Origin of the sequence: Streptomyces sp. NBC_00212 (assembly GCF_045206365.1) — a bacterium.
GTDB lineage: Bacteria > Actinomycetota > Actinomycetes > Streptomycetales > Streptomycetaceae > Streptomyces.
The window spans coordinates 8,231,352-8,254,405 of sequence record NZ_CP108115.1; the positions used below are offsets into that span (position 1 = coordinate 8,231,352).

A 23,054-nucleotide genomic window follows, 5' to 3' on the forward strand; every position below is an offset into this window, starting at 1 on the left:
CCACGCAGAGAAGCCCCGTCCGTAGCCGGGGCTCAGCCTTTGGCGGTCCACCCCGGGACCGTCGGCAGCAGCTTCTCGGCGACGCGGAGCAGTGCCGCGTCGTCGGGAATCAGGCCGTCCGAACGCCACAGGGTCACCTCGAACGAGCCGCCGCTGTCCTTCGCGTTCTGGGCCACGCTGACGACGCGGGCCGGGACGCCGGGACCGGTTTGGGCGTCGCCCCCGTCGAGCCGGAAGCGGATGCTGATGGTCTGGTCCGAGTAGAGGACCGCCGGGCGCCCCAGCACCGTCCGCTGTTGCGCGCCCCTCCCCAGCAGCGAGGCCGACCCGGCCACGGGAAGCCCGTCGAACGTGCCCGCCAGCGTCACGGTGTACGTCTCGAACTTGACCTGGGCCGAGGGGGTGGGGATGTCCTTGCCACCGAGGAGGCCCATGGAGCTGTCGCTGCCGCTGGCGGTCTTCGCGATCTGCCCCGGCGTGCCGAGGAGTTCGGCGAGGTCGGGACGGTTCAACGCCTTGCACAGCTGCGCACCGGAGACATGGGCCTTCCCCGCTGGCGTCGTGGGCTCCCCGCCCGAGCAGGTGGCGGGCTTCGCGACACTGCTGGAGTCCGACAGCGCCCCGGACGCCCACGCACCGGCACAGAGTGCCGCCACCAACGCCACGGCCGCGACGGCCTGCAGCCAGGGGCTCCCGCTCTCCTTGGGCGCGCCAATGCCTTCTGTCATGTCCCCCGCCATGTCCCCCACCTGCATTGATCCCCCGACATGTGCCCCGATACGTGGCTCGCGGACCCTAACCCGTGATCATCGGGGGGACAAGAAGGTGAGCCGTCCGCGGTGCGAGACCACGGGTGGGTTATCCCGTTGCCGGCCCAAGGGGCATGACAATAAAGTCGCCGACATGTCTCTGCACACCCGTATGCGCCAAGCCCTGCCCGAAGCGATGCGCGCCCGCGACAAGGTGGCTGTGCGCGCTCTGCGCGCGACGCTCGCGGCGCTGGACAACGCCGAGGCGGTGCCGGTCGGCGCGGCCGAACTGCGCGGCGTGGCCCTGGAGGCATCACCGGTCGGCGTGGGTGCCACCGAAGCGGTACGGCGTGAGCTGAGCGACGGCGACATGGCGGACATCGTGCGTGCCGAGATCGCCGAACGGCTGGAGGCGGCAGCGAAGTTGACCGCCCCCGCGCACGCCGACCGGGCCGCGGAGCTCCAAGCGGAAGTCACCGTGCTGCGTCGGTTCCTCGATGCTCCGGACGCCGTGTAGGACGCGGCTGAAGGCGCTGCGACACGGTCCGCGAGCTGTGAGCGCTTGACCCGTGCGTGCGGTGCGGGGAGGAGAGTCCGGACAGCACGGTTTGCGGATTCTCGGCGCGGGGGACCGATGAGTTCCGCGGCTGCGGTTCGTCTGACCGACGACGATGCGAACCGAGTCCTCCAAGCCAAGGAGCCCCGCCATGCGCAAGATCACCGCAGGCCTGTTCATCTCCCTCGACGGTGTCGTCGCCGAGCCCCATACCTGGCACTTTCCGTACTACAACGACGAGATGGGCGCCGCTGTCATGGGCGACATCCACGGCTGCGACACGTTCCTGTTCGGCCGTACGACCTATGACGCCTTCGCCGAGGCATGGCCCGCACGGGAGCTCGCGGGCGGCGAGGACGCGGGCTTGGCGAAGGACTTCGGTGACACCCGCAAGGTCGTCGTGTCGAGCCGAAAGCTCGACTTCACATGGCGCAACTCCGAACAACTCCAGGGTGACTTCGTCGCGGCCATCGAGGCGCTGAAGGCGGAGGACAGCAGCAAGGGCATCTCCGTCACCGGCTCGGTCTCCGTGGTCCGCCAGCTCCTGGCGGCGGGCCTGCTCGACGAGCTCCGCCTGCTGGTACACCCGATCGTCCTGGGCCAGGGCCTGCGCCTGTTCGCGGAGGGCGAGGGGCCCTACCCGCTGAAGCTGGTCACGTCGCAGACGTTCAGGACCGGGGTGATGCATCTGCTGTACGCGCCGGCCGAGGTGGCCGAGGGTGCGGCGGCGGAGTAGTCCGGCGGGCGCGGCGGGGCTCTTCGCCTTCGCGGGGGTCGGCCTTGCCCGTCGGACAGCCGCGCTCGACGGCCGTTTCAGGGTGCACGGCACGTGCCCCCACCGTCGCCGTGACGCTGTTCACCCCTCGGGGTTCGTCGTCCGCCAAGTCGCCATCTGTTTGCGGAACTTGGGGCACTTGACGATGTCCTCCTCGCTGCACTGAAGGGCATGGGTCAGGAGCTGGTGGGCGTGGTCCAGGTCGAGCATGCGTTGCTCGATCTCGATGACCTTGGCCCGCATCATCGCCTGTCGGCGCGGCTGGTCCTGCTGGAGCTCGCTGATCTCGACCAGGGTCAGCCCGGCCTGCTGGCACTTGCGCAGCACCTTGATCCGCTCGGCGTCCTCCGGGACGTAGCGCCGTTGACCGCCCTGCCGTTCGGGGGCGGGCAGCAGGCCGTGGCGTTCCCAGTACCGGATCGCCGAGGCCGGAACGCCGGTCAGTTCGGAGAGTTGCCCGATCGTCATCCGCATGTCGCGCTCCTCGTCCCGGCCGCATTTGACTTAAACCTTAGTTCAAGTTGAAGAGTGGTTCGCACGTGGACAGCGGCGAACCACCAGCGGTCGCCGCAATGGATCTGGGAGATGGCTCATGGCCAATACCGACGCAGACATGGTCAAGGAAGAGCGGGCTCGGCAGCTGGTCGAGGCCGCCGAGAGTCTTTTCGCGGCGGGGGTGATGTCCCACTCCGGGCACGCCAATCTGAGCGCCCGGCTGGACGGGGAGCGGCTTCTGCTGACGCCGGGGTTCGTCCGCGGACTGCGGCCCGAGCAACTCGCGACCGTTGGTTTCGACGGGCAGGTCATCGAGGGCGAGCTGCAGTCCGTGAGCGCCGAGATCATCGCCATGCACAGCACCGTCTACCGGGCCCGCCCGCACGTGGGCGCGATCATCCACACCCACTCGGCCGCCGCGACCGCCTTCGCCGTGGCCAACCGGCCGCTGCCGTGCCGGACCGAGCCGATGCTGCGCTTCGGGCAGGCCGAGGACGTGCCGGTGGTTCCGTGGGGGCCGCGCGGGTCGGACGTGTCGGTGCGCGGCATGGCCGAGGTCCTGGAGCGGCGTGCGACGACGGCCGCCGTCCTGCTGGCCAACCACGGCCTCCTGGTGTTCGGCCCGGATGCGGCCGCCACCGCTCACCTCGTGGTGGCCATCGAGGAGAGCGCCGAGGCGGAGATCGCCGCGGCGGCGATCGGAGGCGGCGTGGACTTTCCCCCGGGCGCCCAGGAGGCCGTGCGGGCCTCGATCGCGCGGGCCTCGTCATGACGGACGACACCTGCGCCCGCCGCGCGGAGGCCGTACGAGACCGCTACCGCGCCACGCTGGGCGCCGTTCCCGGCGGTGTGCAGGAGCGACTGCGCCTGGCCCAGGACTTCGACCGGCTGCCCACCGAAGAGGCGATCGCGGCACTGCGGCACATCGTGCTGACCGACAGTCCGCTGGGCGGCCGGGTGCAGCAGCTGGTCCACTTCGGGCAGCTGCTCGCTCTCGGCCGGGCGCATCCCGCCCGGATCCACGCCCGGGGCGCACTCCACGCCGGAGCCGGCATCCCCGACCTCATCGGGGTCGCCGAGACCGCGCTCATCACGGCGGGCGTACCGGCCTACGCACTCGGCACCGAGATCATCGCCGAGCTGACGCCGGCCGAGGGGGCGGAGCAAGTCCGGGACCCGGTCGGTCCTGGTCTTCCGGATGCGGACGTCGTCCAAGAGGAATTCCGCGAGCCGCGCGTGGGCGCCGTGCGCGTTCAGGGCGACCCGGTCGATGCGCGTGGTGCAGCCAAGGATCTTCCTAAATAACTTGCTGCAAGTTTCAGACTGGATTTGCGCCAATCTCTTGACGGGGTGTCGGCCACGGCGGGATCGTCTTCCTCGCGCGACCGAGCCCGACCGCTCCGGCGGCCTGAATGCCGAACACCGCTGTTCCCGAACGGCGTTCGGCGCAATGCGGCGGCCCGTGCCGCGGGGGACGGGGCGCCGGAGCGGAGCGGGGTTCGGGTGGGTGGGGCGGCCGGCGGGGAGTGAGGGCGCCGGCCGCCGCCTACTGGACCGGCACGGGCAGTGCCAGGTCCACCGTCACCGGGCCCTCGCCCCCGTGGTGCGTGGCCGACGAAGCCAGCGGCGCGTGGCCCGCGGCGGTTGCGGCCAGGACGTACGCGCCGCCCCGCGGGACCGGCACCGCGTACCGGCCCGTCTCGTCGGTGTGAGCCGAACCCGCCTGGCGGCCCGCGTGGTCGATCAGGGTGACCTTGGCGTGCGGCACGGGCGCGCCGGACGCGGCGACCACCCGGCCGTGGAACGCGGCAAGGACCTCCGTGGCGTGCTCCAGGACGGCGTCCTCCTCGCTGCTGGCCCGCAGTTGCGGCTTCGTGGCCGGGCGGCCCTTGGGCAGGAAGACGGCGAGCAGCAGCCCGCCCGCCACCGCGGCCGTGGCGATCAGGAACGAGACGCGGAAGCCGTGCATGGTCGGGAGCTGGACCGGGCCGAAGGGCTGCGCGGTGTTCGCGAGCACCATGCCGATGACGGCGCTCGACACCGACGTACCGATCGAGCGCATCAGGGTGTTGAGGCCGTTGGCCGCGCCCGTCTCGGACGGGTCGACCGCGCCGATGATCAGCGCGGGGAGCGAGGAGTAGGCGAGGCCTATGCCCGCGCCGACGACCACCGAGATGACGATGGTCTGCCAGGCCGCGTTCATCAGGCCGAGCCCCGCCCCGTACCCGATCGCGATGATCAGCATGCCGAGGATGAGGGTGGTCTTCGGTCCGTACTTGGCCGAGAGGCGCGCGTAGACCGGCGCGGTCAGCATCATCGTCAGGCCGAGCGGCGCGACGCAGAGACCGGCGACGACCATCGACTGGCCGAGGCCGTACCCGGTGGCCTTCGGCAGCTGGAGCAGCTGAGGCAGCACGAGCGAGATCGCGTAGAAGGCGACGCCGACCATCGTCGAGGCGAGGTTGGTGAGCAGCACCTCGCGCCGGGCGGTGGTGCGCAGGTTGACCAGCGGCGCCTTGACGCGCAGTTCCATCACGCCCCACAGGACGAGGACGAGCAGCGCCGCGCCGAGCAGGCCGAGCGTGGTGGTGGATCCCCAGCCCCAGTCGCTGCCCTTGGTGATCGGAAGCAGCAGCAGGACCAGGCCCGCGGAGAGGCCGAGCGCCCCGACCACGTCGAAGGTGCCCTCCGCCTTGACCTTGCTCTCCGGTACGAAGAGGAGGGTGAGGAGCATCGCCACCACACCCAGGCCCGCCGAGCCGAAGAACAGGGCGTGCCAGTCGGCGTGTTGGGCGACCAGGGCCGCGAGAGGCAGGGCGAGCCCGCCGCCGACGCCGATGGAGGAGCTCATCAGGGCCATCGCCGAGCCGAGCTTCTCGCGGGGCAGCTCGTCCCGCATCAGGCCGATGCCGAGCGGGATGGCGCCCATGGCGAAGCCCTGCAGGGCGCGGCCGACGATCATCACGAGGAGCTGGCTGGTGAAGCCGGCGATCAGCGAGCCGACCACCATGATGGCGAGGCTGGCCAGGAGCATGCGGCGCTTGCCGTACAGGTCGCCGAGCCGCCCCATGATCGGGGTGGCCACGGCGCCGGCGAGCAGGGTCGACGTCATGACCCAGGTGGCATTGGAGGGCGAGGTGCTGAGCAGCGTCGGCAGGTCCTTGATGACCGGGACCAGCAGCGTCTGCATCACCGCGACCGTGATGCCGGCGAAGGCGAGGACGGGGACGACACCGCGTATGCCGCGAGGCATGGCCTGCTGGTGGGTCGTCGGCTGGGACATTACGGGGCCTCCGGAGGCGGGGTGAGGTCGGCGGCGGCACCTGGGCGGGGTACGTGCTGCTTGAACCCGTTTCCCCAGGCGACTATTCCGGGGAACGTGGCCGAATGTCGTACGAGCGGGAATCTTGACCTGGATGGCAAGCCCTTGACCTTTTCATTGCCCTGGCGGCCGAGGGGCTCCCGCTGAGACGGCACGGTCGCGGAACGACTTCCCTTCCCCGGCGGCGGGCCCGTTCGGTGCGGTACCGCTCGTCGCCGTAGACGGCGGAAAGATCCCGGCTCACCCCGCCTCCGAGGCCGTCGCCCGGTCAGCCGGTCGCGGCTGCGGAGGTGGCGGCGGCCGACATCGCCGGGTCCGTGACGCTCGGGGTGCCCGTCTCGATGTGGCCGGCCAGGCGGCGCAGGAAGCCGTCCGTGGTGTTGGCGGTGGCCGTCAGGTCGTACCAGCCGCTCGCCGTCGCGAAGGACGCGGTGAGCGGGGCGGTGGCCGTGGTGTGAGCCGGGACGGAGTACGTCCAGGGGCCGCCGGTCGCGTACGCGTTGTCCGTGACCGTCACCGTGGCCGCGCTCCCGCCGGTGTTGGTGAAGGCGAGGCGCACCTCGCTACGGGCCGTGTCGTAGGTGGCCGCGACCTCCACCGATGCGGCGGTGCCGGTGCACGCCGTGACGCGGTTGCCGGCGAAGCGGCGGTGGAATCCGTTGGGGCCGTACAGCGACAGGTCGTACGCGCCGGTGGGGGTGCCCGCGACCCAGTAGTCCGACACCGTGGCCCCGCCGGCGACCGTGTACAGCCAGGGGCCGTCGGTGCGATGCGCGTTGGGGTGGACGGAGTAGGTCACGCCCGCGGTGCCGGTGTTGGTCATGTCGATCCAGAACTCGCCGCCCGCGCAGTCGGTCCTGCCGCTCGCGTTCGGCTGCCACGGCAGCGCCCGCGCCGGCTTCGTCCCGGACTCCTGTACGGGCACGGACTGCTGAGCGGGGATCCTGGGCGCGGGCAGGGTCGAGCACTGGGTGTCGGCGCCGGAGACGTACCCGCTGGTGTCGGGCAGTGACGGCCAGGACGCGTTGGCCGTGCCGAAGCCGAAGGCCGACGTCAGGTCGCCGCTCACGGCCCGGCGCCAGGCGCTGATGTTGGGCTCGTGGACACCGAAGCGCTGCTCCAGGAAGCGGATCACCGAGGTGTGGTCGAAGACCTGGGAGCAGACGTAACCTCCGCGCGTCCAGGGTGAGACGACGATCAGGGGGACGCGCGGGCCCATGCCGATCGCCTTGCCGCCGGAGATCTCGCCCGCCGTGCCGACGGAGCTGATGCCCTGGCTGGACGAGGCGGGCGGGACGGGCGGCGGTACGTGGTCGAAGAAGCCGCCGTTCTCGTCGTAGTTGAGGATGAAGGCGGTCTTCGACCAGACGTCCTGGTTGGCGGCCAGCGCCGTAAGCAGCCGGGCCGACAGGTCCTCTCCCCAGGCGGGCTTGTAGTTGGCGTGCTCGGACAGGGAGGCCGGCGCGATGATCCACGACACCTGGGGCAGGGTGCCCGCGTCGATGTCCTTCTTGAAGGCGCTCTCCAGGTCCGGGACGGTCGCCATGCCCTTGTCGTGCAGGGGCGAACCGGGCTTGGCGTTCTTGAAGTTGGCGAACCAGGCCAGGGCGTTGTCGTCGAAGTTGTCGCTCTGCTGGTAGACCTTCCAGCTGATCCCGGCCGCCTCCAGGCGCTCCGCGTACGTGGTCCAGGCGAACCCGGCCGACGGCTCGGTGTTGTCGAGGACGGCGCTCTTGCCCACGGACAGGCCGTTCGAGCCGGTGAACAGGTGCAGCCGGTTCGGATTGGTCTGCGTCAGCGTCGAGCAGAAGTAGTGGTCGCAGACCGTGAACGCGTCGGCGAGCGCGTAGTAGAACGGCAGGTCCGCGCGCTTGAAGTAGCCCATGCCGAGGCCGGGCGTGCGCGCGGTGTTCCAGGCGTCGTACTTGCCGTTGTTCCAGATCGCCGTGTCCACCGGGTAGCTCATCGCGGGCGCGTCGGCGCAGATGGCGCTGGTCGCGGCCGTGTCCATGTGGAACGGCAGGATGTAGCCGTCGGAGTTGGAGTACGGCTGGTGGAACGCGGACTTGCCACCGGGAAGGCTGATGGCGTTGCGGTCGGCGAAGCCCCGGACACCCTTCATCGACCCGTAGTAGTGGTCGAAGGCCCGGTTCTCCTGCATGAAGACGACCACGTGCTGGATGTCGCCGATGCTGCCACCGGCCGTGGCGGGCGCGGCCAGCGCCTGCTGGAGGGCGTCCGGCAGGGCGGTCAGCGCGGCGGCGCTGCCGGTGGCGCCTGCCGCCATGCTGATGAATCTGCGTCGGGACACGGGACTCACGGGCACTCCTTGAGGTGAGGGCAGCTGACCCACGCTCGGTGAACTGCCTTGCTGGGGAGGTGACTTGGCGAGGCGGTGAGGGTGCGGAGTCGTACGTCCGGAGGGCCGCCCGGCTCGGCATGAGCCTGGCGCCGCCGGGTGGCCACGGGTCGCGGGTTGTCTTTCCAGTGTTCTAACAGGTGCTGAAGTTTGGACTAGTCCCGTTATCGATTCGTTATGCATCGCGAGTCTTCGGTCTCTCCAGGCTGCCCGCGCAACACCACACCTTCGGACGCGACGAAGTCCCGTGCGGCATCAGCTCATTGAGGTACGGCGTGCGCGGGGGTAAGGAGAGGGCCCTACTCGTCGTCCCAGGACAGTGAGCTCATCCTCCAGCCGGCGGGCGTCCGTACGAACTGGGTCGTCTTGTGGCCGGAGCCCTCGAACCATTCGCCGTTGAGGCATCCGGACTTGCGGTACCGGCTGAAGCGGTGCGCGATCGAGCCGAAGATCTCGGTCCGCTCGGCGACCTCCCACTCAGAGAACTCCGTCAGGGTGCCGTCGTTGAGGATCTTCTCCCGGGGCGCCACGAACGAGTCGAGGTCGTGGATCACGGGCTCGCCCCCGACGTTGCTGATGATCATTCCCTGCGGAATGAACACCTCCCGGACGATGCCGACGTTCGGCCGACCGCCTCCGGTGTTGGTGAACGCGCCGAGGAAGGTGTGCATCAGCTGGTCGAGCTCGGCCTTGACGTCGGGCGTGGGCCCCTCCGTGGGTGGCCACTCTTCGGCGAGGACCGCCCATATTTCGGAGTCCTGCCGTGTGCCCCGGTACGGGTAGCGTCCGCGCAGGACACCCTCGCACGTCATCCCGAGCCGGCGCGCGGCCTCGATGCTGCGGGTGTTGCCGGCCGCGACCCACCATTCGACGCGGCTCATCGCCCGTTCCGTGAAGGCCCAGTCGATGAGCACCCGGCATGCCCGGGTCACCAGGCCGCGCCCCGCGCCCTTCTCCTCCAGCCAGCAGCCGATCTCACACACGCCCGAAGCCGTGTCGAAGCTCGTGAACATGACCCCGCCGACCAGCGTGCCGTCGAGCCAGATTCCGTAGATCCGGCGGGAGTCCTCGGCCTGCCGGTCCGCGTAGCGCTGGAGGGTGGCCTCGGCGGTCGCGAGGTCGGTGCTGAACGTCGCCCACGGTATCCACGGGTCGACATGCGGGCGGGCGCGGTCCATGTGCTCCAGGAACTCCCGCGCCTGCCAGGGTTCCAGGGGGCGGAGCTGAGCGTCGTCGCCGAGCGGCAGTGCGAACACGGATCCCTCGTTTCCACAGGTACGTAACAAGCGTTCGGTATGTAAGGTAGCAGCATGCCACCCGCGCCAGGAGACCGTGAAGCACGCCGTGAAGACGTAAGCCAGGCGGTGTGGGAAGTCCTCGCCGAGAGAGGGTTCGGGGGGCTCACTCTGCGGGCCGTCGCGACCGCCATGGGTGTTTCGACCGGCATGCTCATGCACTACTTCCCGACCAAGCGGGCCCTGGTCGCCCATGCGCTGGACCTGCTGGAGACCCGCACGGCCCAGCGGCCCCGCCGGGAACGTCCCGCTGAGGGGATCGCGGCGCTGCGGGCGATGCTCCTCGACATCCTGCCGCTGACCGCCGGCGACACCGCCCGCAACCGGATCTGGGTCAGCTCCTGGGACCTGGCCCTCGCCGACGACGGGCTCGGCTCGGAACAGGCCGATCGCTACACCCGGCTGCGCGCATCGATCAGCCCGCACCTCGAAGCCGCGCGAGCCGCCGGGGAGCTGCCGGAATCGGCCGATCCGGACCAACTCGCCGCCACCGCCGTGGCGTTCACCCACGGCCTGGTGGTCCAGGCCCTCTTCGATCCGGCCCGGTTCACCGAGCCCGTGCAGATCGCCATGCTCGACGACTTCCTCGCTTCGATCTCGGATCGTCCGGGACGGGGGCGGTAGAGCTGAGGCCTCCTGGCCGGCGGCTGCCCGCAGGCCCCGCGAGCCGTCCGTAATTGGCTGGCGCGGCGTGCGGACACGGCGGATGATCCGGGGAGTGGGGGCCGTGCGTCGTCCTCCACCTTCCTGAGATTTCCGACGTGTCTGGGGTTCTGACGTGTCTGACGTTCCTGAGGGGGAGTCGCGATGACTGTTGCCGGGTCCGAGGCGTCCGACTCACGGCCCCAAGTCCGCGCTGCGGTCGGGTCGTTGAAGGGCAGCTGGGAGGCGGGGGTGGCGGTTTTCCGCGGCATCCCGTTCGCCGAGCCCCCGGTCGGCGCGTTGCGGTTCGCCGCGCCGCGGCCCGTGCGGGGATGGAGCGGGGTTCGGGAGGCGTTCTCGTACGGTTCGCCGCCCCCGCAGGGCGGCCACTTCGGCATGGACGCGCTGGCGCAGGACACGGGCGACCACGACTGGCTGACGGTCAATGTCTGGTCGCCGGAATCCAGCCCGGGCGCGGGGCTGCCGGTGATGGTGTGGGTCCATGGCGGCGCGTACACGATCGGCATGTCCGGCCTCCCGGAGTACGACGGTGGCCGGCTCGCCCGGGACGGCGGTGTCGTCGTGGTGACGTTCAACTACCGCGTGGGGCTTGAGGGTTTCGCGCAGATCGAGGGTGCTCCCGCCAATCGGGGCCTGCTGGACCAGGTCGCCGTGCTGGAGTGGGTGCGCGACAACATCGAGGCCTTCGGCGGGGACCCGGGCCGGGTCACGGTCTTCGGCCAGTCGGCGGGCGGGGGATCGATCGCCGCGCTCCTCGCGATGGACCGTACGGCCGGGCTCGTCCACCGGGCCGTCGTGCAGAGCGCACCGGGCACGTTCTTCTCGCCCGAGCTCGCCGCGGACATCACGGCTGCCTGCGCCGCCGAGCTGGGGCTGCGGCCCGCGGTGGCCGACCTGGCCGGTGTGGCCCCGGATCGCCTGTCCGCCGCCGGTGACGCGGTCGCCGCGAAGATCGACCGGTGGACGCACCGCTGGGGCCGGCCCGCGCACCGGTCGATCCTCTTCGCGCCGGTCGTCGACGGCGACGTCCTGGACGCTACGCCGTGGCAGGCCCTGGCCGACGGAGCACGCCGTGACCTCGGCCTTCTGGTCAGCCACACCCGGGAGGAGCAGCGCCTGTTCACCGCGCTCGACGGCCTGCTCGGCCAGGTGACCGAGGAGCAGGCCGCGACCGCCCTGTGTACCCTCGCCCCGGGCCCGGACGGCGAGCGCCGCTACCGGGAGGCATTCCCGACGGCGGGTCCGGACGAGTTGTACGAACTGGTCCACTCCGACTGGCTGTTCCGCATGCCCACCCTCCACCTCGCCGAGTCCCAGGTCGCCGCCGGAGGCCGGGCGCACGTCTACGAGTTGACCTGGCCCGCACCGGGCATGGGCGCCGCCTTCGGCGCGTGCCACGGCTTGGACGTACCCCTGGTCTTCGGCAACCTGGACCGCGGCCGGCCGGCGCTCCTGATCGGTGCCGAGCCGTCCCCGGAGGCGGAGGCCCTGTCCGCCCGCATGCGTACGGCATGGACATCGTTCGCCGCCTGCGGCGACCCCGGCTGGCCCGCGTACGACACCCACCAACGCCGAGTCCAGCTCTTCGACGCCCGGCTCGCCGTCGCCGCGTACCCGGAGGAGTCCTCCCGCCTGATCTGGCAGAACCACACGTTTCCGGTGCTGCCGCTGATCGGCGAGTAGCTACGACCGACCCGGCGTCCGCTTCCTGGCATGATCACGGCGTGACTGATGAGCATGTGCGGCAGCCCGGCGGCGGGGAGTGTGTCCTCTTCGACGTCGACGGCACGTTGATCGATGCCGTGGAGAATCAGCGCAGGGTGTGGGCGGCATGGGCGGCGCGGTACGGGCGGGACCCCGAAGAGACCTACCGGGTGGCGCTGCGGACCAGGCCGATGGAGACCTTCGCGGAAGTCGTGCCGGACCGGGACCCGCGGGAGTGTCTGGCCGCGTTGCACGCGCTGGAGGACGACGATGTACGGTCAGGGGTCTACTCGGCGTTCGACGGTGCGCGGGAGTTGCTGACCGGTTTGGCGCCGGGGGCCTGGGCGTTGGTGACCTCCAACTATGAGCACCGGGTGCGGGGGCGCTTTGCCCGTGCCGGGCTGCCCGTGCCGGGCTGCCCGTGCCGGGCTGCCCGTGCCGGGCTGCCCGTGCCGGGTGTCATCGTGGACGCGGCTGCCGTGGCCGAGGGCAAGCCGTCGCCTGCGCCGTACTTGCTGGCCGCCGAACTGCTAGGGGCCGAGCCCGCGGACTGCCTGGTCGTCGAGGACGCCCCGTCGGGTGTGGCGGCGGGACTGCGGGCCGGCATGCAGGTGTGGGGCGTCAACGCCGCGGTTCCGGTGGCGGGCGTACACCGGCACTTCGCGACGCTGAACGAAGGCGTCCCGGAGATCCTGGCCTTCGTCTCTGCCACGACACGATCGTCAGGCGCTGGGACCACGCCTAAAGCGGCGGGACCATCTTGAAGTAGCGCTCCAGGAGCGCGGCATCGCCCCGGACCACCAGGCCGTCGGAGGGGATGCGGTGCCACAGGAACAGCATCAACTCCGATGCTGTGGCGGTCAGTTCGACGTCACAGCATCCGGCGCCCTCGTTCAGCAGAACGTCCTCGGGATCCATCTGTACGACCCAGAGGCCGGAGCCGTCGGACTGCCGGAACCGCAGCCGTTCGCCCTGTCCCGCCGGTGCGTTCTGGCGGGCGCGGCGGGCGGGAGCCATGACCTGGAAGGTGTGGCTCACCGCGTCGGCGGCGAGCTGCCGGTCCACGGGCTGGGCCGTACCCAGGGAGTGCTCGATGTCCCAGCGGTGTACGGCCGCCTCGATGGCCTGCATGCGCCGCCAGAACCCCACGGACTGCTCGTCCGACCAGGACCACACACACTCGGCGGGATCGCGTTCGGCGAAGAGTGCGGCCAGGCGGGCGGCCCCGTCGTGGAACCAGTCGAGGAGCCCGGCGGGCAACGGGCCGCGATTCGGGGCGAGTTGAGGATCGGGCCAGCCCGCCATGTCCGGGGGAAGGGACAGGTAGGTGAAGTCGTCGTCCCTCGGGCGATCGATCAGCCCCTCGCTGATCACTTGGATCACATAGCGGTGCACGGCGCCCAGATGAAACACGAGATCGGCCACCGACCAGGCCGGGCACGAGGGCACCAGCGCCACCCCGCCGCTGCCCGCCTCCCGCGACGCCACGCGGGCCGCGCCCTCGAACGCCTCGACCTCGCGACGGAACTGGGCAACGTAGTCCATGGCTTCGGCACTCCTGACGCGACGCTGCTTGTAGGTGTCGCCAACCTATCTGTGCGTAGGGCGAGTTGGAGGATTTCTTGGCAGGTGCCGTCCTCCTGGCGGAGGCGCGGGCGGCCGACCCGGTGCAGCACCGGGAGGGTCTGTTCCGCAACCCGCGCCTCGGCTCCGCAGTGGCGCATGGACGCGCTCAGCCGGAACACGTCTGTGAGACGCCCCCACCCATCAGAACTCAAGTCGAGGACGGGGGCATCCTCAGTCACCGCACCGGCGACGCGCACGCACCGCCCGCTGGGCTCACCAAGTCACCGGGATCTCCGCCGGCATGATGGCCATCCGGTTCGGGTGCCAGGGGACCTTCGCCGGTGGTACGGCCAGGCGGAGGGCGGGCAGGTGGTCGAGGAGGGTGCGGAAGGCCACGTGGGACTGGCGGCGGACCAGATGGGCGCCGGGGCAGTGGTGGCGGCCGTAGCCGAAGCGGAGATGCGGGTTGGGGGAACGGGTGGGATCGAACTCTTCGGGGGCGAAGAACGTGGCCGGGTCGTGGTTCACCGAGTCCAGGGAGCAGGATCATCTCGCCCTCCTTCACCTCGGCGGAGCCGAGTCGCGCGTCCTGCGTGACGAAGCGCGGGATCGCGTTGCCCAGGACCACGCTGCAGCGCAGCAGCTCCTCCGCGCACTGAGGCATCGTTTCCGGGCGGGCTCGTACCGCGTCCATGGCCTCGGGGTGCTGGAGCAGGTTGAAGGCCGCCACGCCCAGGAAGCTCGCGAAGTCCTCGTACCCGCTGACGAAGAGGACGGATATGATGTTTGAGAGCTGACGGTCTGTCAAATTCCTGTGCTCGGCGTTGAGATCGGCCAGGCGGTCTGCCAGGCCGCGCGGTGCGCCGGGGCTGCGCGTGGACATGTGCTCGTGCATGTACACGCGGATCTCCTCCCAGTTGCGGGCGAGTTCCTCGTGGGTGGGGGTGACCATGGTCAGGTCCAGGTCGGCTCGTGCCGCGAGCCAGGCATGGTCCTCGAAGGGCAGGCCGAGCAGCCGACACATGCACTGGCCGGCGACCCACTCCGCGAAGTGGTGCTGCAAGTCGCCCGGGCCGCCCTCGCGGACCATTGCCTCCAGGCCCTCGCGGGTCACGCCTTCGACCCAGTCGGCGGGCAGCGCGGGCTGGTCGCGGCCGAGGGCCTTGAGCACCTCGTCGCGCAGCCCCGCCTTCTGCAAGTGGTTCATGGCGTCGAGCAGTTCGGGTGCCATGATCGGGGCGTCCTGCGCCGGGCTGTCCGCCTGGCCCAGCACGGAGCGGCCGAAGGCGCGGTCGCGCGGCACGTGCTGGGTCAGCTCGTAGCCGGTGACCAGCCATGCCTCGTCGCCGGAATTGGTGTTGACCCGCGCCACGGGGCAGCGGCCCTGGAGCTCGGTGAGCTCCGGGGCCAGCCGGTCGCCCCGGGTGCTGAAGGGGTAGTGGGGGAGGGGATCCTCGGTCGGGGATTCCTCGGGGGTGCGTGCTTGGGGGGTGGTCACGGGATGCGGGCCTTTCTCCTGGGTTGCGTACGGGAGCGGGGGCGTCGTCACCAGCGCACGGGCAGCACGGCCGGCGCGCGCAGCGGGGTGGACTCGTCCCAGGGGATGGTCCCCGCGGGCACGGCCAGCTCGATCCCGGGGAGCCGTTCCAGCAACACCTCTATGGCGATGGCGAGTTGCAGACGGGTCAGGTGCCCGCCCATGCAGGAGTGCGGGCCGTGCCCGAAGGCGACGTGCGCGTTGGGGGTGCGGGCGAGGTCGAGGTGGTCGGCATCGACGAACTGCTCCGGGTCGCGGTTGGCGGACGCGGGCACCGGGACGACCGCGGCACCGGCGCGGATCCGCTGCCCGTGCAGGGTGAAGTCCTCCGTCGCGACAAGGATGTTGATGGCGTTCATCAGCGGCACGTACCGCAGCAGCTCCTCCGCGGCGGTGCCGATCCCCTCGGGCGCCTCGCGCAGCCTGCGAAGCTGATCGGGGACGGGTGAGCAGCGCGAGCAGGGCGTTGCCGGTGTGCTGGATGGTTGGTCTTGTAGCCCGCCATGAGCATGGTGACGACGAAGCTGATGACGTCGTCCCGGTTCAGTCAGCCACCCGGGCGGAGTGCTTCCGTCAGGAGCAGCCCGATGTAGTCCTCGCCCTCGCGGTCCTTCTCCCGGCGGGAGACGAGGTCGTCGGCGTAGTCCCTGCAGGGCGTACAGCGCCGCGAGCACCTCCTCCATCGAGAGCCCGGACGCGCCCAGGAGTGTGAGGGTGTGCGGAAGGTAGATCTCGCGGTCCTCGTACGGCAGGCCGACGGTCTCGCGCAGCACGCGCAGCGGCAGTGGCTCGGCGTAGGAGGTGACGAGATCGGCCGCCTCGCCGTCCGCTGTCCCGGCCACCATCGCGTCGACGAGTTCCCCGGCCATCGCCCGGATCCGGGGCCGCATGAACTCCAGTTGTCGCCGGCCGAACATCGGCAGGACGGCGCGGCGCACGCGTTCGTGGTGCTCGCCGGTCATCTCCAGAAAGGTCGGCAGGGCGGGCGGCGGGGCGTCGGCCCCTTCGCGGGGCGGCCAGGCCGAAAGGAGCGGCCGGACGAGCCTCGGGTCGGCGAACGCGGCACGCACGTCCTCGTAGCGGCTGATCAGCCAGCCGGTCTCGCCGTTGGGCAACTGCGCCTGGACGACGGGCTGTTCGGCGCGCAGCCGGGCGTACGCACAAGGCGGTCCCGCCGTACCGGGATCGACGTCCGGGACCGGGACGAGCGCTTCGGGGCGGCTCACGCGGCGTGCTCCGATCCCACCGCGGCGGTGCGCGGCATCCATTACACCGGCACCCACCTGTACCTCGGCATGCCGTACGGCCCGGGCAGCTACGGCACGGTCTACGCCCTGCCGCTGTCCAACGTGACCGCCGGTGGTTCGAACGCCGCGATCACCACCTACCAGCCCGGCCAGGGAGGCCTGCCGGCCACCGGCGGCCGCTTCGGCTACGTGGTTCGCTGACGCTCGTCAACTAACCTGATAGCTCCCGGGAGTTCCGGAACGGCAGGGCAAGAGAGGGCCTCCCCGGCACCGCACCTGCGCCGCCGGGGAGGCCCCGTTGTCGCGGGCGCTGCCACACTCGGTCAGGTGGCGTCGCAGGGCGAAAATCGATACCCGGGCGAGCCGGGCGCTGCGATCATGGAGCGGATACCGATGCGCGCAGCCCGGAAGGAACCACTCGCGATGCCCGTACCTGCCGACCCGACGGTCCTTCATCCGATGCCCGGGCAGCCGCGCGTGGTGCTGCTCAAGCCGCTGGTGAAGTCGCCACTGATTGAGGTCGGGGAGTACTCCTACTACGACGATCCGGACGATGCGACCGCCTTCGAGACGCGCAACGTGCTCTATCACTACGGGCCGGAGAAGCTGGTCATCGGCAAGTTCTGCGCGCTGGGCACGGGGGTGCGGTTCATCATGAACGGGGCCAACCACCGCATGGACGGCCCCTCGACCTTCCCCTTCCCCACCATGGGCCGCTCCTGGGCCGAGCACTTCGACCTGCTCACCGGCCTGCCGAACCGGGGGGACACCGTCGTCGGCAACGATGTCTGGTTCGGCCACGGCACGACGGTCATGCCGGGCGTACGGATCGGCCACGGCGCGATCATCGGCTCCGGCGCCGTGGTCACCGCGGACGTACCCGACTACGGCATCGTCGGCGGCAACCCGGCCCGCCTCATCCGCACCCGCTACAGCGAGCAGGACATCGCCCGGCTGCTTGCCGTGGCCTGGTGGGACTGGCCCGCGGAGCACATCACCGAGCACGTACGGACGATCATGTCGGGGAGCGTCGCCGAGCTGGAAGCCGCTGCCCCCGAAAGCCCCAGTGGCCGGGGGCGGTGAAGAGGTGGGCCCCTGCCTCACCACCCGCGTCCTCGGTCAGCGGCGCGGGCTCACGGTCATACGGATGTCATCGGCCGCCCACAGCACGAACCGCTCGATCGGCGTCACGTCATGTCCGGGCACGGGCCGGAACCGGAAGCGCTTGAGCAGGACGGCGAGGACCAGCTGGGCCTCGACGACGGCCAGGCCGGCGCCCTCGCAGCTGCGCGGCCCGAGCCCGAAGGGGATGTACGCCAGCCTCGGACGCCTCGCCACCTCCTGCGGAGTGAACCGCTCGGGCACGAACTTCTCGGGCTCGGGCCAGTAGTCCGGGTTCATGTGTACGGCCCAGAACGGATAGAAGACCGTCGCCCCGGCCGGGATCTCGTACTCGCCCAGGACGAAGGCCTCGGTCGTCTCCCGCGCACCGTAGGGACCGGGCGGATAGAGGCGCATGGATTCCTTGAGGACCATGTCCAGATGGGTGAGCTGCCGCAGGTCGGCGTACTCGGGCGCCGCACGGTCACCGAGTACGCGCTCCAGCTCATCGGCGACGCGGTCGGCCACCTCGGGATGGCCGCCCAGCAGATGCAGGGTCCAGGAGACGGCAACGCCGGTGGTGTGGTGCGCGGCGAGGAGCGACATCATGACGGTGTCGCGGATCCGCGCGGGCCGCTCACCCGCCTCGACGAGCGCCCCGATCAGATCGCTCCTGTCCGTGCCGCCGCCGGATTCGTGCGCCGCGACGATGCGGTCGACTGTCGCGCGCAGATAGGCGAGAGCCTCCGCCGCCCGCTTGGCGCGTTCCTCCCCGACGTCCGGGGCCGGTACCTCGTAGAGGCGCCCCAGGTATTCGGTGAGCACTTCCTCGAACGCGGCGATGACGGCGTCCGGGTCCTCGACGTCGCCTCCCAGCGCGTACTCGCAGATCATCCGCAGCGTCAGCGCGGTGAGGTCCTTCTGCAGTGCGACCGGCTCGTGGTCGGCCCGCTCGGCCCAGCGGTCCGCGAGCGCTGTCGTCAGGTCGGTGAACCGCGCGAAGTGCCGCTCGTGAGAGGGGCGTCCGGCCAGTACGGACAGCAGCAGGCGCCGCAGGGGGGTGTGCTCGTCGGCCGGCAGCACCTGAAGGTTCCCCGCCTCGAACAGCGGGGCCAGGAACTCGAAGAGCCGCTCCGGCCGCTTGTCGATGTGAGCCGTGGCTTCCAGCAGTACGGGATCGGCGACCGACACCGCCGTCTGCGCACCCGGAAGCTGGAACCGCACGACGGGCCCGTACTCGGCGTGCAGCCACCGCTGGTAGTTGTGCAGTCCGCCCGCCGCCGCGATGGCGCCGACCCCGTCGTCCGTACGGGGCTCGGGACCGGGGATGTTCATGGCCGCTCCTCATGGTTGTCGGACATGTCCATGAGCATCCGCGATGCACGCGTGGTCCACCAGGGCACCTGCCCGTCGAGTCCGGGCCGTCGTAGTCCGGCCGGCCGACGTCACGTGTGGCGTCATGTCACCCCAGGGCCGGGGCTGTTGGCGAGCCAGGACCATTCGGACCACGTGCTGAACCTGGTCTGCCACTTGTGGTGGACCCCGTCGCGGCCGGCGCCGAACACCTCGATCCGGCCGTCCGCGTTGGTGGTGGCCGCGATCTCGGTGCCGCCACCGCCGAACGCGGCCCAGTCGCCGTAGCGGGCGTTGACTCCGGTCTGCCAGGTGTGCATGGCCACGTCGCCGTTGATGGCGAACACCTCGACCCGTCCGTCGGGGGTGCGGTCGCTGGTCAACTGGGAGTTCGCGGGACCGGCCGCGGGCTCCCACTCCGACCAACTGGCGCTCCCCGTCTGGTACCTGTGGAACACACCCACCGGTCCCGAGGCGAACACCTCAAGGCGCCCGTCGGCGTTGTGATCGACCGTCAGGTCGTGCCCCGGGCCGCCGAACTCCTCCCACGCCGACCAGCCGCCGTTGACGGCCGTCTGGTACTGGTGCTGGAAGACGTTGTCGTTGAGCGCGAAGACCTCAAGCCGGCCGTCGGGCGCCTTCTCCATCTCGATGCGGCCGGCGCTCGGTCCGCCGCCCGTGGACTCCCATGCGGACCAGCCGCTGTTGGGAGCGGTCTGGTACGTGTGGAACACCCCCGAGGGGCCGGAGGCGAACACCTCCAACCGTCCATCGGCGTTGGCGCCGGCGGTGACGTGGCTCCCGCCGGTGCCGAAGCCCTCCCAGCCCGACCAGCCGCCGGACGGAGACGTCTGGTAGCGGTGCTGGAGTACATCACCATTGAGCGCGAACACCTCCAGGCGCCCGTCGGCGTTGGGCGCGACCGCGAGTTCCGCGTTGGCCGGCCCGCCCAGCGCCTCCCACTCCGACCAGGCGCCGTTCACCTGTGACTGCCACGCGTGATGCACCCCGTCGGCCCCGGCGGCGAACGCTTCGAGCCGCCCGTCGGCCGAGCGCGTCGAGACCAGCCGCCCCGACTCGACGGGATACACCAACGGCGCGGGCCTGGGCCCGCCGCCAGGGGTGCACGGCAGTCCCACGCCGCGCTCTGCGAGGTAGGGGATCGGATCGATGCCACGGATGTCGGTCGAGGTGCCGACGCGCACCCGCAGATGGAGGTGCGGGCCACTGGACTCGCCCTCGCTGCCCATGAGCGCGATGCGCTGGCCGGCCACCACGTGGTCACCGACGAAGACGTCCCGCTGGTACATGTGCCCGTACTCGGTCACCGTGCCGTCCGGATGCAGAATGCGGATCCACTGGCCGTAGCCCTGTGCCGGGCCGGAGTTGATGACCTCGCCGTCGCCGACGGCGTAGATCGGTGTCCCGTAGTCGCCGGCTATGTCGATGCCGTCGTGGGCGTCGCTGTAGCGCTGCGACACGAAGCCGGTCGTGGGGCACGATCCGGCGAATCCGGCGGCCTGGGCGGCCGCCGGCGACGCGGTCACCAGCGACGGCAGTACGGCGGCGGCCGCGGCGAGCGCGAAGCGCAGCGCGCGCCGGGAAAGACCGTGAAGCACCTGGCGCTCCTCCCCTTGGGATCCCGGTGAGATCAAGTCGGGTGGACGGTAGCCCAGCGCGCCCGGCGGGGGCACCCGGAACGCTACGGACTGACAAACGGCGGGGGAGGGGACATCCGCCGCCGCCCCGGGCCGGAAGCCGACGCAGGCCATGGCGAAACCCCTTCAGAACCGTGTGGGATCGGCATATATCGACCCGGCTCGGAGCGTACTGAATCGGCCAGATCGCAGGAGCTGACCAATGGTCAGGATGTGTAACGTTCGACCTGAGTGAGGTTCGATGACGCGGGGGCGAGGAGGGGGCAGTGAGTGGGGTAGTGATCTATGTGCCGCGGGCGCGCGCGGAGGCCGCGGGTGAGCCGTCCGGTGACGCCGTGACACTGCGGCTGGGACCGGGCGAGGTGGCACGCTTCGGGCGGGGCTCCGCGACGACCCCGGTCGAGCTCCGCCTCGACGACGAGGCGATCTCCCGGCTCGCGGGGGAGATCCGGGTGACGGACGACCACTGGCAGCTCAGCAACCTCAGCACGACGCAGAGCTATCTCGTCGAGAACCCGGAGGGGGCCGGGGAGTATCTGCGGGTGCCGCCCCGGCGGGCCGGAGCGCCCATCCCCTTCGAGTTCTCGCGGGTCGTGCTGCCCACCCGCCGCAACACCACCGTCGCCTTCCAGGTGTTCGCGCCCGACCACGTCTACCTCGACCCGGACGGCCTGGGCGGCCAGTGGGGGAGCCGCACCGTCACGGCGTACTCCCTGGACGAGACGGCCCTCTACTTCCTGATCCTCGTCGCGCTCTGCGAACCACGGCTGCGCGACGAGTCGCCCGTCGCGGTGCCGACCACGCCCCAGATCGTCGAACGGCTCAAGGGGCACCCCGCGTGCGCCCGGCTCACGGCCCGCGCGGTCAGCTCGCACATCGACTACCTCGCCGACGAGAAGATGCGGATCAGCGCACCGGCCGAGTCCGGGCCCCGCAGGGAAGCCCGCCGCAACGGCAAACGGGAGACGATCGTCGGGCTCGTGCTGCGCTTCGGTCTCGTACGGGAGGAACACCTCGCGCTGCTGCCGCCCCGCACCGGGGCCGGCGCGCAGGAGCGGGGGACGGCGGGATGAGGCGGCGACCCGCACACCGTGACGGCCGGCGAAGGAGAGGGGGCCACGGTGCACCGTCCGGCCGACACTTCGGGAAGTGACCGTACGGAACTCCTCCCGCCCGGCTACCGCGTGGGCCGCTGGGAGGTCACCGAGGCGATCGGCGCCGGAGGCTGGGCGACCGTCCACGCGGGACGGTCGGTCGAGGACGCCGCGTCGGAGCAGGAGGCCGTCGCGCTCAAGGTGCTGCCGACCGCCGGGCTCGCACCGCGCCAGGCCCGCAAGGTGGCCGAAACTGCCCGGCGCGAGGTCGAGTTCGGCCGCCGGTCCTCGCACCCGAGGCTGATCCGCCTCCTGGACACCGTCGTACTCGGCGAACCCGACCATCCGGTTCTCGACGGCGCGATCGTGCTGGTCATGGAGCGGGCCGAGCGCAGTCTGCGGGAGCTGCTCGACGCCGGCGTGAGCGAGACCGAAGGCGCCCGGCTCATCACCCAGATCTGTGAGGGCCTCGCGCATCTGCACCGCAGCGGATGGGTGCACGGTGACCTCAAACCGGACAACATCCTGCTCATGGCGGACGGTTCGGTGAAGCTCTCGGACTTCGGGCTCGTCACCGAGCTGACCGGCACCCACGGCACCCACGGGTACGCGCCCCCGATGGGCACCTTCGACTACCTTCCGCCCGAGCGCTGGAAGGCTCCGCTCGGCGAGCAGGGCGTCGAAGTCCGGCCGACCGCCGACATCTGGGCCCTCGGCATCACGATCCACGAGCTGTTCGCCCGCGGCGCCTCGCCGTTCCCCGGCGCCACCCCGATGGCGCGCGGCGCCGCGACACAGGAGTACGCCGACGGGCGGGCGCCGCTGCGCCTGGACGGCGCGGTGCCGCCGTTCTGGCGCGCGCTGGCCGCCGACTGCCTGGCCCCGACGCACCCCGCCCGCGCCGAGCACACCGCCGAGAGCCTGCTCGCGCGCATCGCCGACCGGCAGCCCACCGAGACGGACGCCGCTGTGCCGTCCGAGCGGCCCGCGGAACGCCGACGGGGACGAAGACGGGCCGCGTTCGCCACCCTCGCGCTGTGCGCGCTGGCCGCCACGATCTGGCCGCACCTGGAGCGCGACGACGCCGGGTCCGGCGCCACGAACGCCGAACCACCAGGCCGGATCAGGGTGTTCAACGCGGACCAGGGTTGCCGGGGCCGTACCGACCGGGACCCGCAGTGCAGCCTCGGCCTGGCGATCGACCCGATGCGGCCCTACACCGTCGACAACGTCGTACCGACCCGGGTGTGGCACGGCGACGAACTCGCCGTCGACTGTCGGCTCGCCCAGGGCATGCAGATCATCGACGAGGCGGACACACACTCCGCCGACTGGTACCGCGTCCGGCTGCCGCGGGGTTCGGGCCGGCCCACGGCCTGGCTGCCCGCCGTCCGCACCAAGGACCGCCCTTCCGTCCCCGACTGCCCGGCTCCCAGCCCCGTCCGGTGAGGGGACCCCGGCGACCCACCGGGATCCCCCACCGCAACGGGCGTCCGATGCCCGCCCCCGTACGTCGCCACGGTCAACCACCCTGCCCAGCAGGGCAGTTGGGCCGTAGCTGTGGGGCACCGGCGCACGGC

21 protein-coding genes are annotated in these 23,054 nt (G+C 71.1%); 11 read left to right on the plus strand and 10 right to left on the minus strand.

Going from position 1 to position 23,054, the window contains the following annotated elements; genetic code table 11:
* Nucleotides 1-32: 32 nt before the first annotated feature.
* Nucleotides 33-728 (minus strand): DUF6215 domain-containing protein, encoded by a 696-nt coding sequence (locus OHA17_RS37645; protein ID WP_406510257.1) that lies wholly within the window; start codon nucleotides 726-728, stop codon nucleotides 33-35.
* A gap of 217 nt (nucleotides 729-945) precedes the next feature.
* Here OHA17_RS37645 and OHA17_RS37650 point away from each other — a divergent pair, with 217 nt between their 5' ends.
* Nucleotides 946-1,266: a hypothetical protein gene (locus tag OHA17_RS37650; protein WP_406510920.1), complete on the plus strand. Its 321-nt coding sequence runs from the start codon at nucleotides 946-948 to the stop codon at nucleotides 1,264-1,266.
* A gap of 190 nt (nucleotides 1,267-1,456) precedes the next feature.
* Nucleotides 1,457-2,041, plus strand: coding sequence for a dihydrofolate reductase family protein (locus OHA17_RS37655; protein ID WP_053730489.1), 585 nt, complete (start codon nucleotides 1,457-1,459; stop codon nucleotides 2,039-2,041).
* Nucleotides 2,042-2,161: 120 nt separating this feature from the next.
* Here the strand turns inward: OHA17_RS37655 and OHA17_RS37660 are convergent, their stop codons facing one another.
* The gene (locus tag OHA17_RS37660) at nucleotides 2,162-2,554 is read right to left on the minus strand and encodes a MerR family transcriptional regulator (RefSeq protein ID WP_406510258.1); all 393 of its coding nucleotides are present in this window, start codon (nucleotides 2,552-2,554) and stop codon (nucleotides 2,162-2,164) included.
* Nucleotides 2,555-2,672: 118 nt separating this feature from the next.
* Between OHA17_RS37660 and OHA17_RS37665 the strand changes: the two genes are divergently transcribed.
* Both OHA17_RS37665 and OHA17_RS37670 read left to right on the plus strand, forming a co-directional pair.
* The gene (locus OHA17_RS37665; protein ID WP_406510259.1) at nucleotides 2,673-3,347 is read left to right on the plus strand and encodes a class II aldolase/adducin family protein; all 675 of its coding nucleotides are present in this window, start codon (nucleotides 2,673-2,675) and stop codon (nucleotides 3,345-3,347) included.
* A complete protein-coding gene (locus OHA17_RS37670) occupies nucleotides 3,344-3,880 on the plus strand; it encodes a carboxymuconolactone decarboxylase family protein (RefSeq protein WP_406510260.1) in 537 nt (178 codons plus the stop codon). The genes OHA17_RS37665 and OHA17_RS37670 overlap by 4 nt, the downstream gene beginning before the upstream one ends.
* 241 nt (nucleotides 3,881-4,121) lie before the next feature.
* Here the strand turns inward: OHA17_RS37670 and OHA17_RS37675 are convergent, their stop codons facing one another.
* From OHA17_RS37675 to OHA17_RS37685, 3 genes are all read right to left on the minus strand, one after another.
* Nucleotides 4,122-5,858: an MFS transporter gene (locus OHA17_RS37675; protein ID WP_406510261.1), complete on the minus strand. Its 1,737-nt coding sequence runs from the start codon at nucleotides 5,856-5,858 to the stop codon at nucleotides 4,122-4,124.
* Between the two features lie 307 nt (nucleotides 5,859-6,165).
* Complete coding sequence (locus tag OHA17_RS37680; protein WP_406510262.1) at nucleotides 6,166-8,208, minus strand: phosphocholine-specific phospholipase C; 2,043 nt, start codon at nucleotides 8,206-8,208, stop codon at nucleotides 6,166-6,168.
* A 347-nt stretch (nucleotides 8,209-8,555) separates the two neighbouring features.
* A complete protein-coding gene (locus OHA17_RS37685; RefSeq protein ID WP_406510263.1) occupies nucleotides 8,556-9,512 on the minus strand; it encodes a GNAT family N-acetyltransferase in 957 nt (318 codons plus the stop codon).
* Nucleotides 9,513-9,566: 54 nt separating this feature from the next.
* On the opposite strand from OHA17_RS37685, the gene OHA17_RS37690 reads away from it, so the two are divergent.
* The 3 genes from OHA17_RS37690 (at nucleotide 9,567) to OHA17_RS37700 (ending at nucleotide 12,682) form a co-directional block, all read left to right on the plus strand.
* Nucleotides 9,567-10,175 carry a TetR/AcrR family transcriptional regulator gene (locus OHA17_RS37690; protein ID WP_406510264.1) on the plus strand — a complete coding sequence of 203 codons (609 nt, stop codon included), beginning with the start codon at nucleotides 9,567-9,569 and terminating at the stop codon, nucleotides 10,173-10,175.
* A 183-nt stretch (nucleotides 10,176-10,358) separates the two neighbouring features.
* The gene (locus OHA17_RS37695) at nucleotides 10,359-11,897 is read left to right on the plus strand and encodes a carboxylesterase/lipase family protein (protein WP_406510265.1); all 1,539 of its coding nucleotides are present in this window, start codon (nucleotides 10,359-10,361) and stop codon (nucleotides 11,895-11,897) included.
* 41 nt (nucleotides 11,898-11,938) lie between these two features.
* Nucleotides 11,939-12,682, plus strand: coding sequence for an HAD family hydrolase (locus OHA17_RS37700; protein ID WP_406510266.1), 744 nt, complete (start codon nucleotides 11,939-11,941; stop codon nucleotides 12,680-12,682).
* Here OHA17_RS37700 and OHA17_RS37705 read toward each other — a convergent pair.
* The 3 genes from OHA17_RS37705 to OHA17_RS37715 all read right to left on the minus strand — a co-directional run bounded on the left by OHA17_RS37705 (nucleotide 12,660) and on the right by OHA17_RS37715 (nucleotide 16,247).
* Nucleotides 12,660-13,463, minus strand: coding sequence for a maleylpyruvate isomerase family mycothiol-dependent enzyme (locus tag OHA17_RS37705; RefSeq protein ID WP_406510267.1), 804 nt, complete (start codon nucleotides 13,461-13,463; stop codon nucleotides 12,660-12,662). The genes OHA17_RS37700 and OHA17_RS37705 overlap by 23 nt on opposite strands.
* A 294-nt stretch (nucleotides 13,464-13,757) precedes the next feature.
* The gene (locus tag OHA17_RS37710) at nucleotides 13,758-14,012 is read right to left on the minus strand and encodes a cytochrome P450 (RefSeq protein WP_406510268.1); all 255 of its coding nucleotides are present in this window, start codon (nucleotides 14,010-14,012) and stop codon (nucleotides 13,758-13,760) included.
* A gap of 1,017 nt (nucleotides 14,013-15,029) precedes the next feature.
* Entirely contained in the window at nucleotides 15,030-16,247 is a 1,218-nt protein-coding gene (locus tag OHA17_RS37715) for a cytochrome P450 (protein ID WP_406510269.1), read from the minus strand.
* 27 nt (nucleotides 16,248-16,274) lie between these two features.
* On the opposite strand from OHA17_RS37715, the gene OHA17_RS37720 reads away from it, so the two are divergent.
* Both OHA17_RS37720 and OHA17_RS37725 read left to right on the plus strand, forming a co-directional pair.
* Nucleotides 16,275-16,469 (plus strand): hypothetical protein, encoded by a 195-nt coding sequence (locus OHA17_RS37720; protein ID WP_406510270.1) that lies wholly within the window; start codon nucleotides 16,275-16,277, stop codon nucleotides 16,467-16,469.
* A gap of 222 nt (nucleotides 16,470-16,691) precedes the next feature.
* Entirely contained in the window at nucleotides 16,692-17,351 is a 660-nt protein-coding gene (locus OHA17_RS37725) for a CatB-related O-acetyltransferase (RefSeq protein WP_406510271.1), read from the plus strand.
* Nucleotides 17,352-17,387: 36 nt separating this feature from the next.
* Here OHA17_RS37725 and OHA17_RS37730 read toward each other — a convergent pair whose 3' ends face one another.
* Together OHA17_RS37730 and OHA17_RS37735 are read right to left on the minus strand one after the other, a co-directional pair.
* On the minus strand, nucleotides 17,388-18,704 hold the full coding sequence (locus OHA17_RS37730) for a cytochrome P450 (protein WP_406510272.1): 1,317 nt from the start codon (nucleotides 18,702-18,704) through the stop codon (nucleotides 17,388-17,390).
* 122 nt (nucleotides 18,705-18,826) lie between these two features.
* Nucleotides 18,827-20,341 (minus strand): peptidoglycan DD-metalloendopeptidase family protein, encoded by a 1,515-nt coding sequence (locus OHA17_RS37735; protein WP_406510273.1) that lies wholly within the window; start codon nucleotides 20,339-20,341, stop codon nucleotides 18,827-18,829.
* A 305-nt stretch (nucleotides 20,342-20,646) separates the two neighbouring features.
* Here OHA17_RS37735 and OHA17_RS37740 point away from each other — a divergent pair, with 305 nt between their 5' ends.
* Together OHA17_RS37740 and OHA17_RS37745 are read left to right on the plus strand one after the other, a co-directional pair.
* Entirely contained in the window at nucleotides 20,647-21,453 is an 807-nt protein-coding gene (locus OHA17_RS37740; RefSeq protein ID WP_199827132.1) for a serine/threonine protein kinase, read from the plus strand.
* Nucleotides 21,454-21,501: 48 nt separating this feature from the next.
* The gene (locus tag OHA17_RS37745) at nucleotides 21,502-22,923 is read left to right on the plus strand and encodes a serine/threonine-protein kinase (protein WP_406510274.1); all 1,422 of its coding nucleotides are present in this window, start codon (nucleotides 21,502-21,504) and stop codon (nucleotides 22,921-22,923) included.
* Nucleotides 22,924-23,054: the final 131 nt, after the last annotated feature.

Coding starts and splice junctions, on each gene's coding strand:
- OHA17_RS37660 (WP_406510258.1), bottom strand. CDS start 2,554: ATGCGGATGACGATCGGGCAACTCTCCGAACTGACCGGCGTTCCGGCC.
- OHA17_RS37650 (WP_406510920.1), top strand. CDS start 946: ATGCGCGCCCGCGACAAGGTGGCTGTGCGCGCTCTGCGCGCGACGCTC.
- OHA17_RS37725 (WP_406510271.1), top strand. CDS start 16,692: ATGCCCGTACCTGCCGACCCGACGGTCCTTCATCCGATGCCCGGGCAG.
- OHA17_RS37670 (WP_406510260.1), top strand. CDS start 3,344: ATGACGGACGACACCTGCGCCCGCCGCGCGGAGGCCGTACGAGACCGC.
- OHA17_RS37695 (WP_406510265.1), top strand. CDS start 10,359: ATGACTGTTGCCGGGTCCGAGGCGTCCGACTCACGGCCCCAAGTCCGC.
- OHA17_RS37645 (WP_406510257.1), bottom strand. CDS start 728: ATGACAGAAGGCATTGGCGCGCCCAAGGAGAGCGGGAGCCCCTGGCTG.
- OHA17_RS37655 (WP_053730489.1), top strand. CDS start 1,457: ATGCGCAAGATCACCGCAGGCCTGTTCATCTCCCTCGACGGTGTCGTC.
- OHA17_RS37690 (WP_406510264.1), top strand. CDS start 9,567: ATGCCACCCGCGCCAGGAGACCGTGAAGCACGCCGTGAAGACGTAAGC.
- OHA17_RS37675 (WP_406510261.1), bottom strand. CDS start 5,858: ATGTCCCAGCCGACGACCCACCAGCAGGCCATGCCTCGCGGCATACGC.
- OHA17_RS37665 (WP_406510259.1), top strand. CDS start 2,673: ATGGCCAATACCGACGCAGACATGGTCAAGGAAGAGCGGGCTCGGCAG.
- OHA17_RS37730 (WP_406510272.1), bottom strand. CDS start 18,704: ATGAACATCCCCGGTCCCGAGCCCCGTACGGACGACGGGGTCGGCGCC.
- OHA17_RS37705 (WP_406510267.1), bottom strand. CDS start 13,463: ATGGACTACGTTGCCCAGTTCCGTCGCGAGGTCGAGGCGTTCGAGGGC.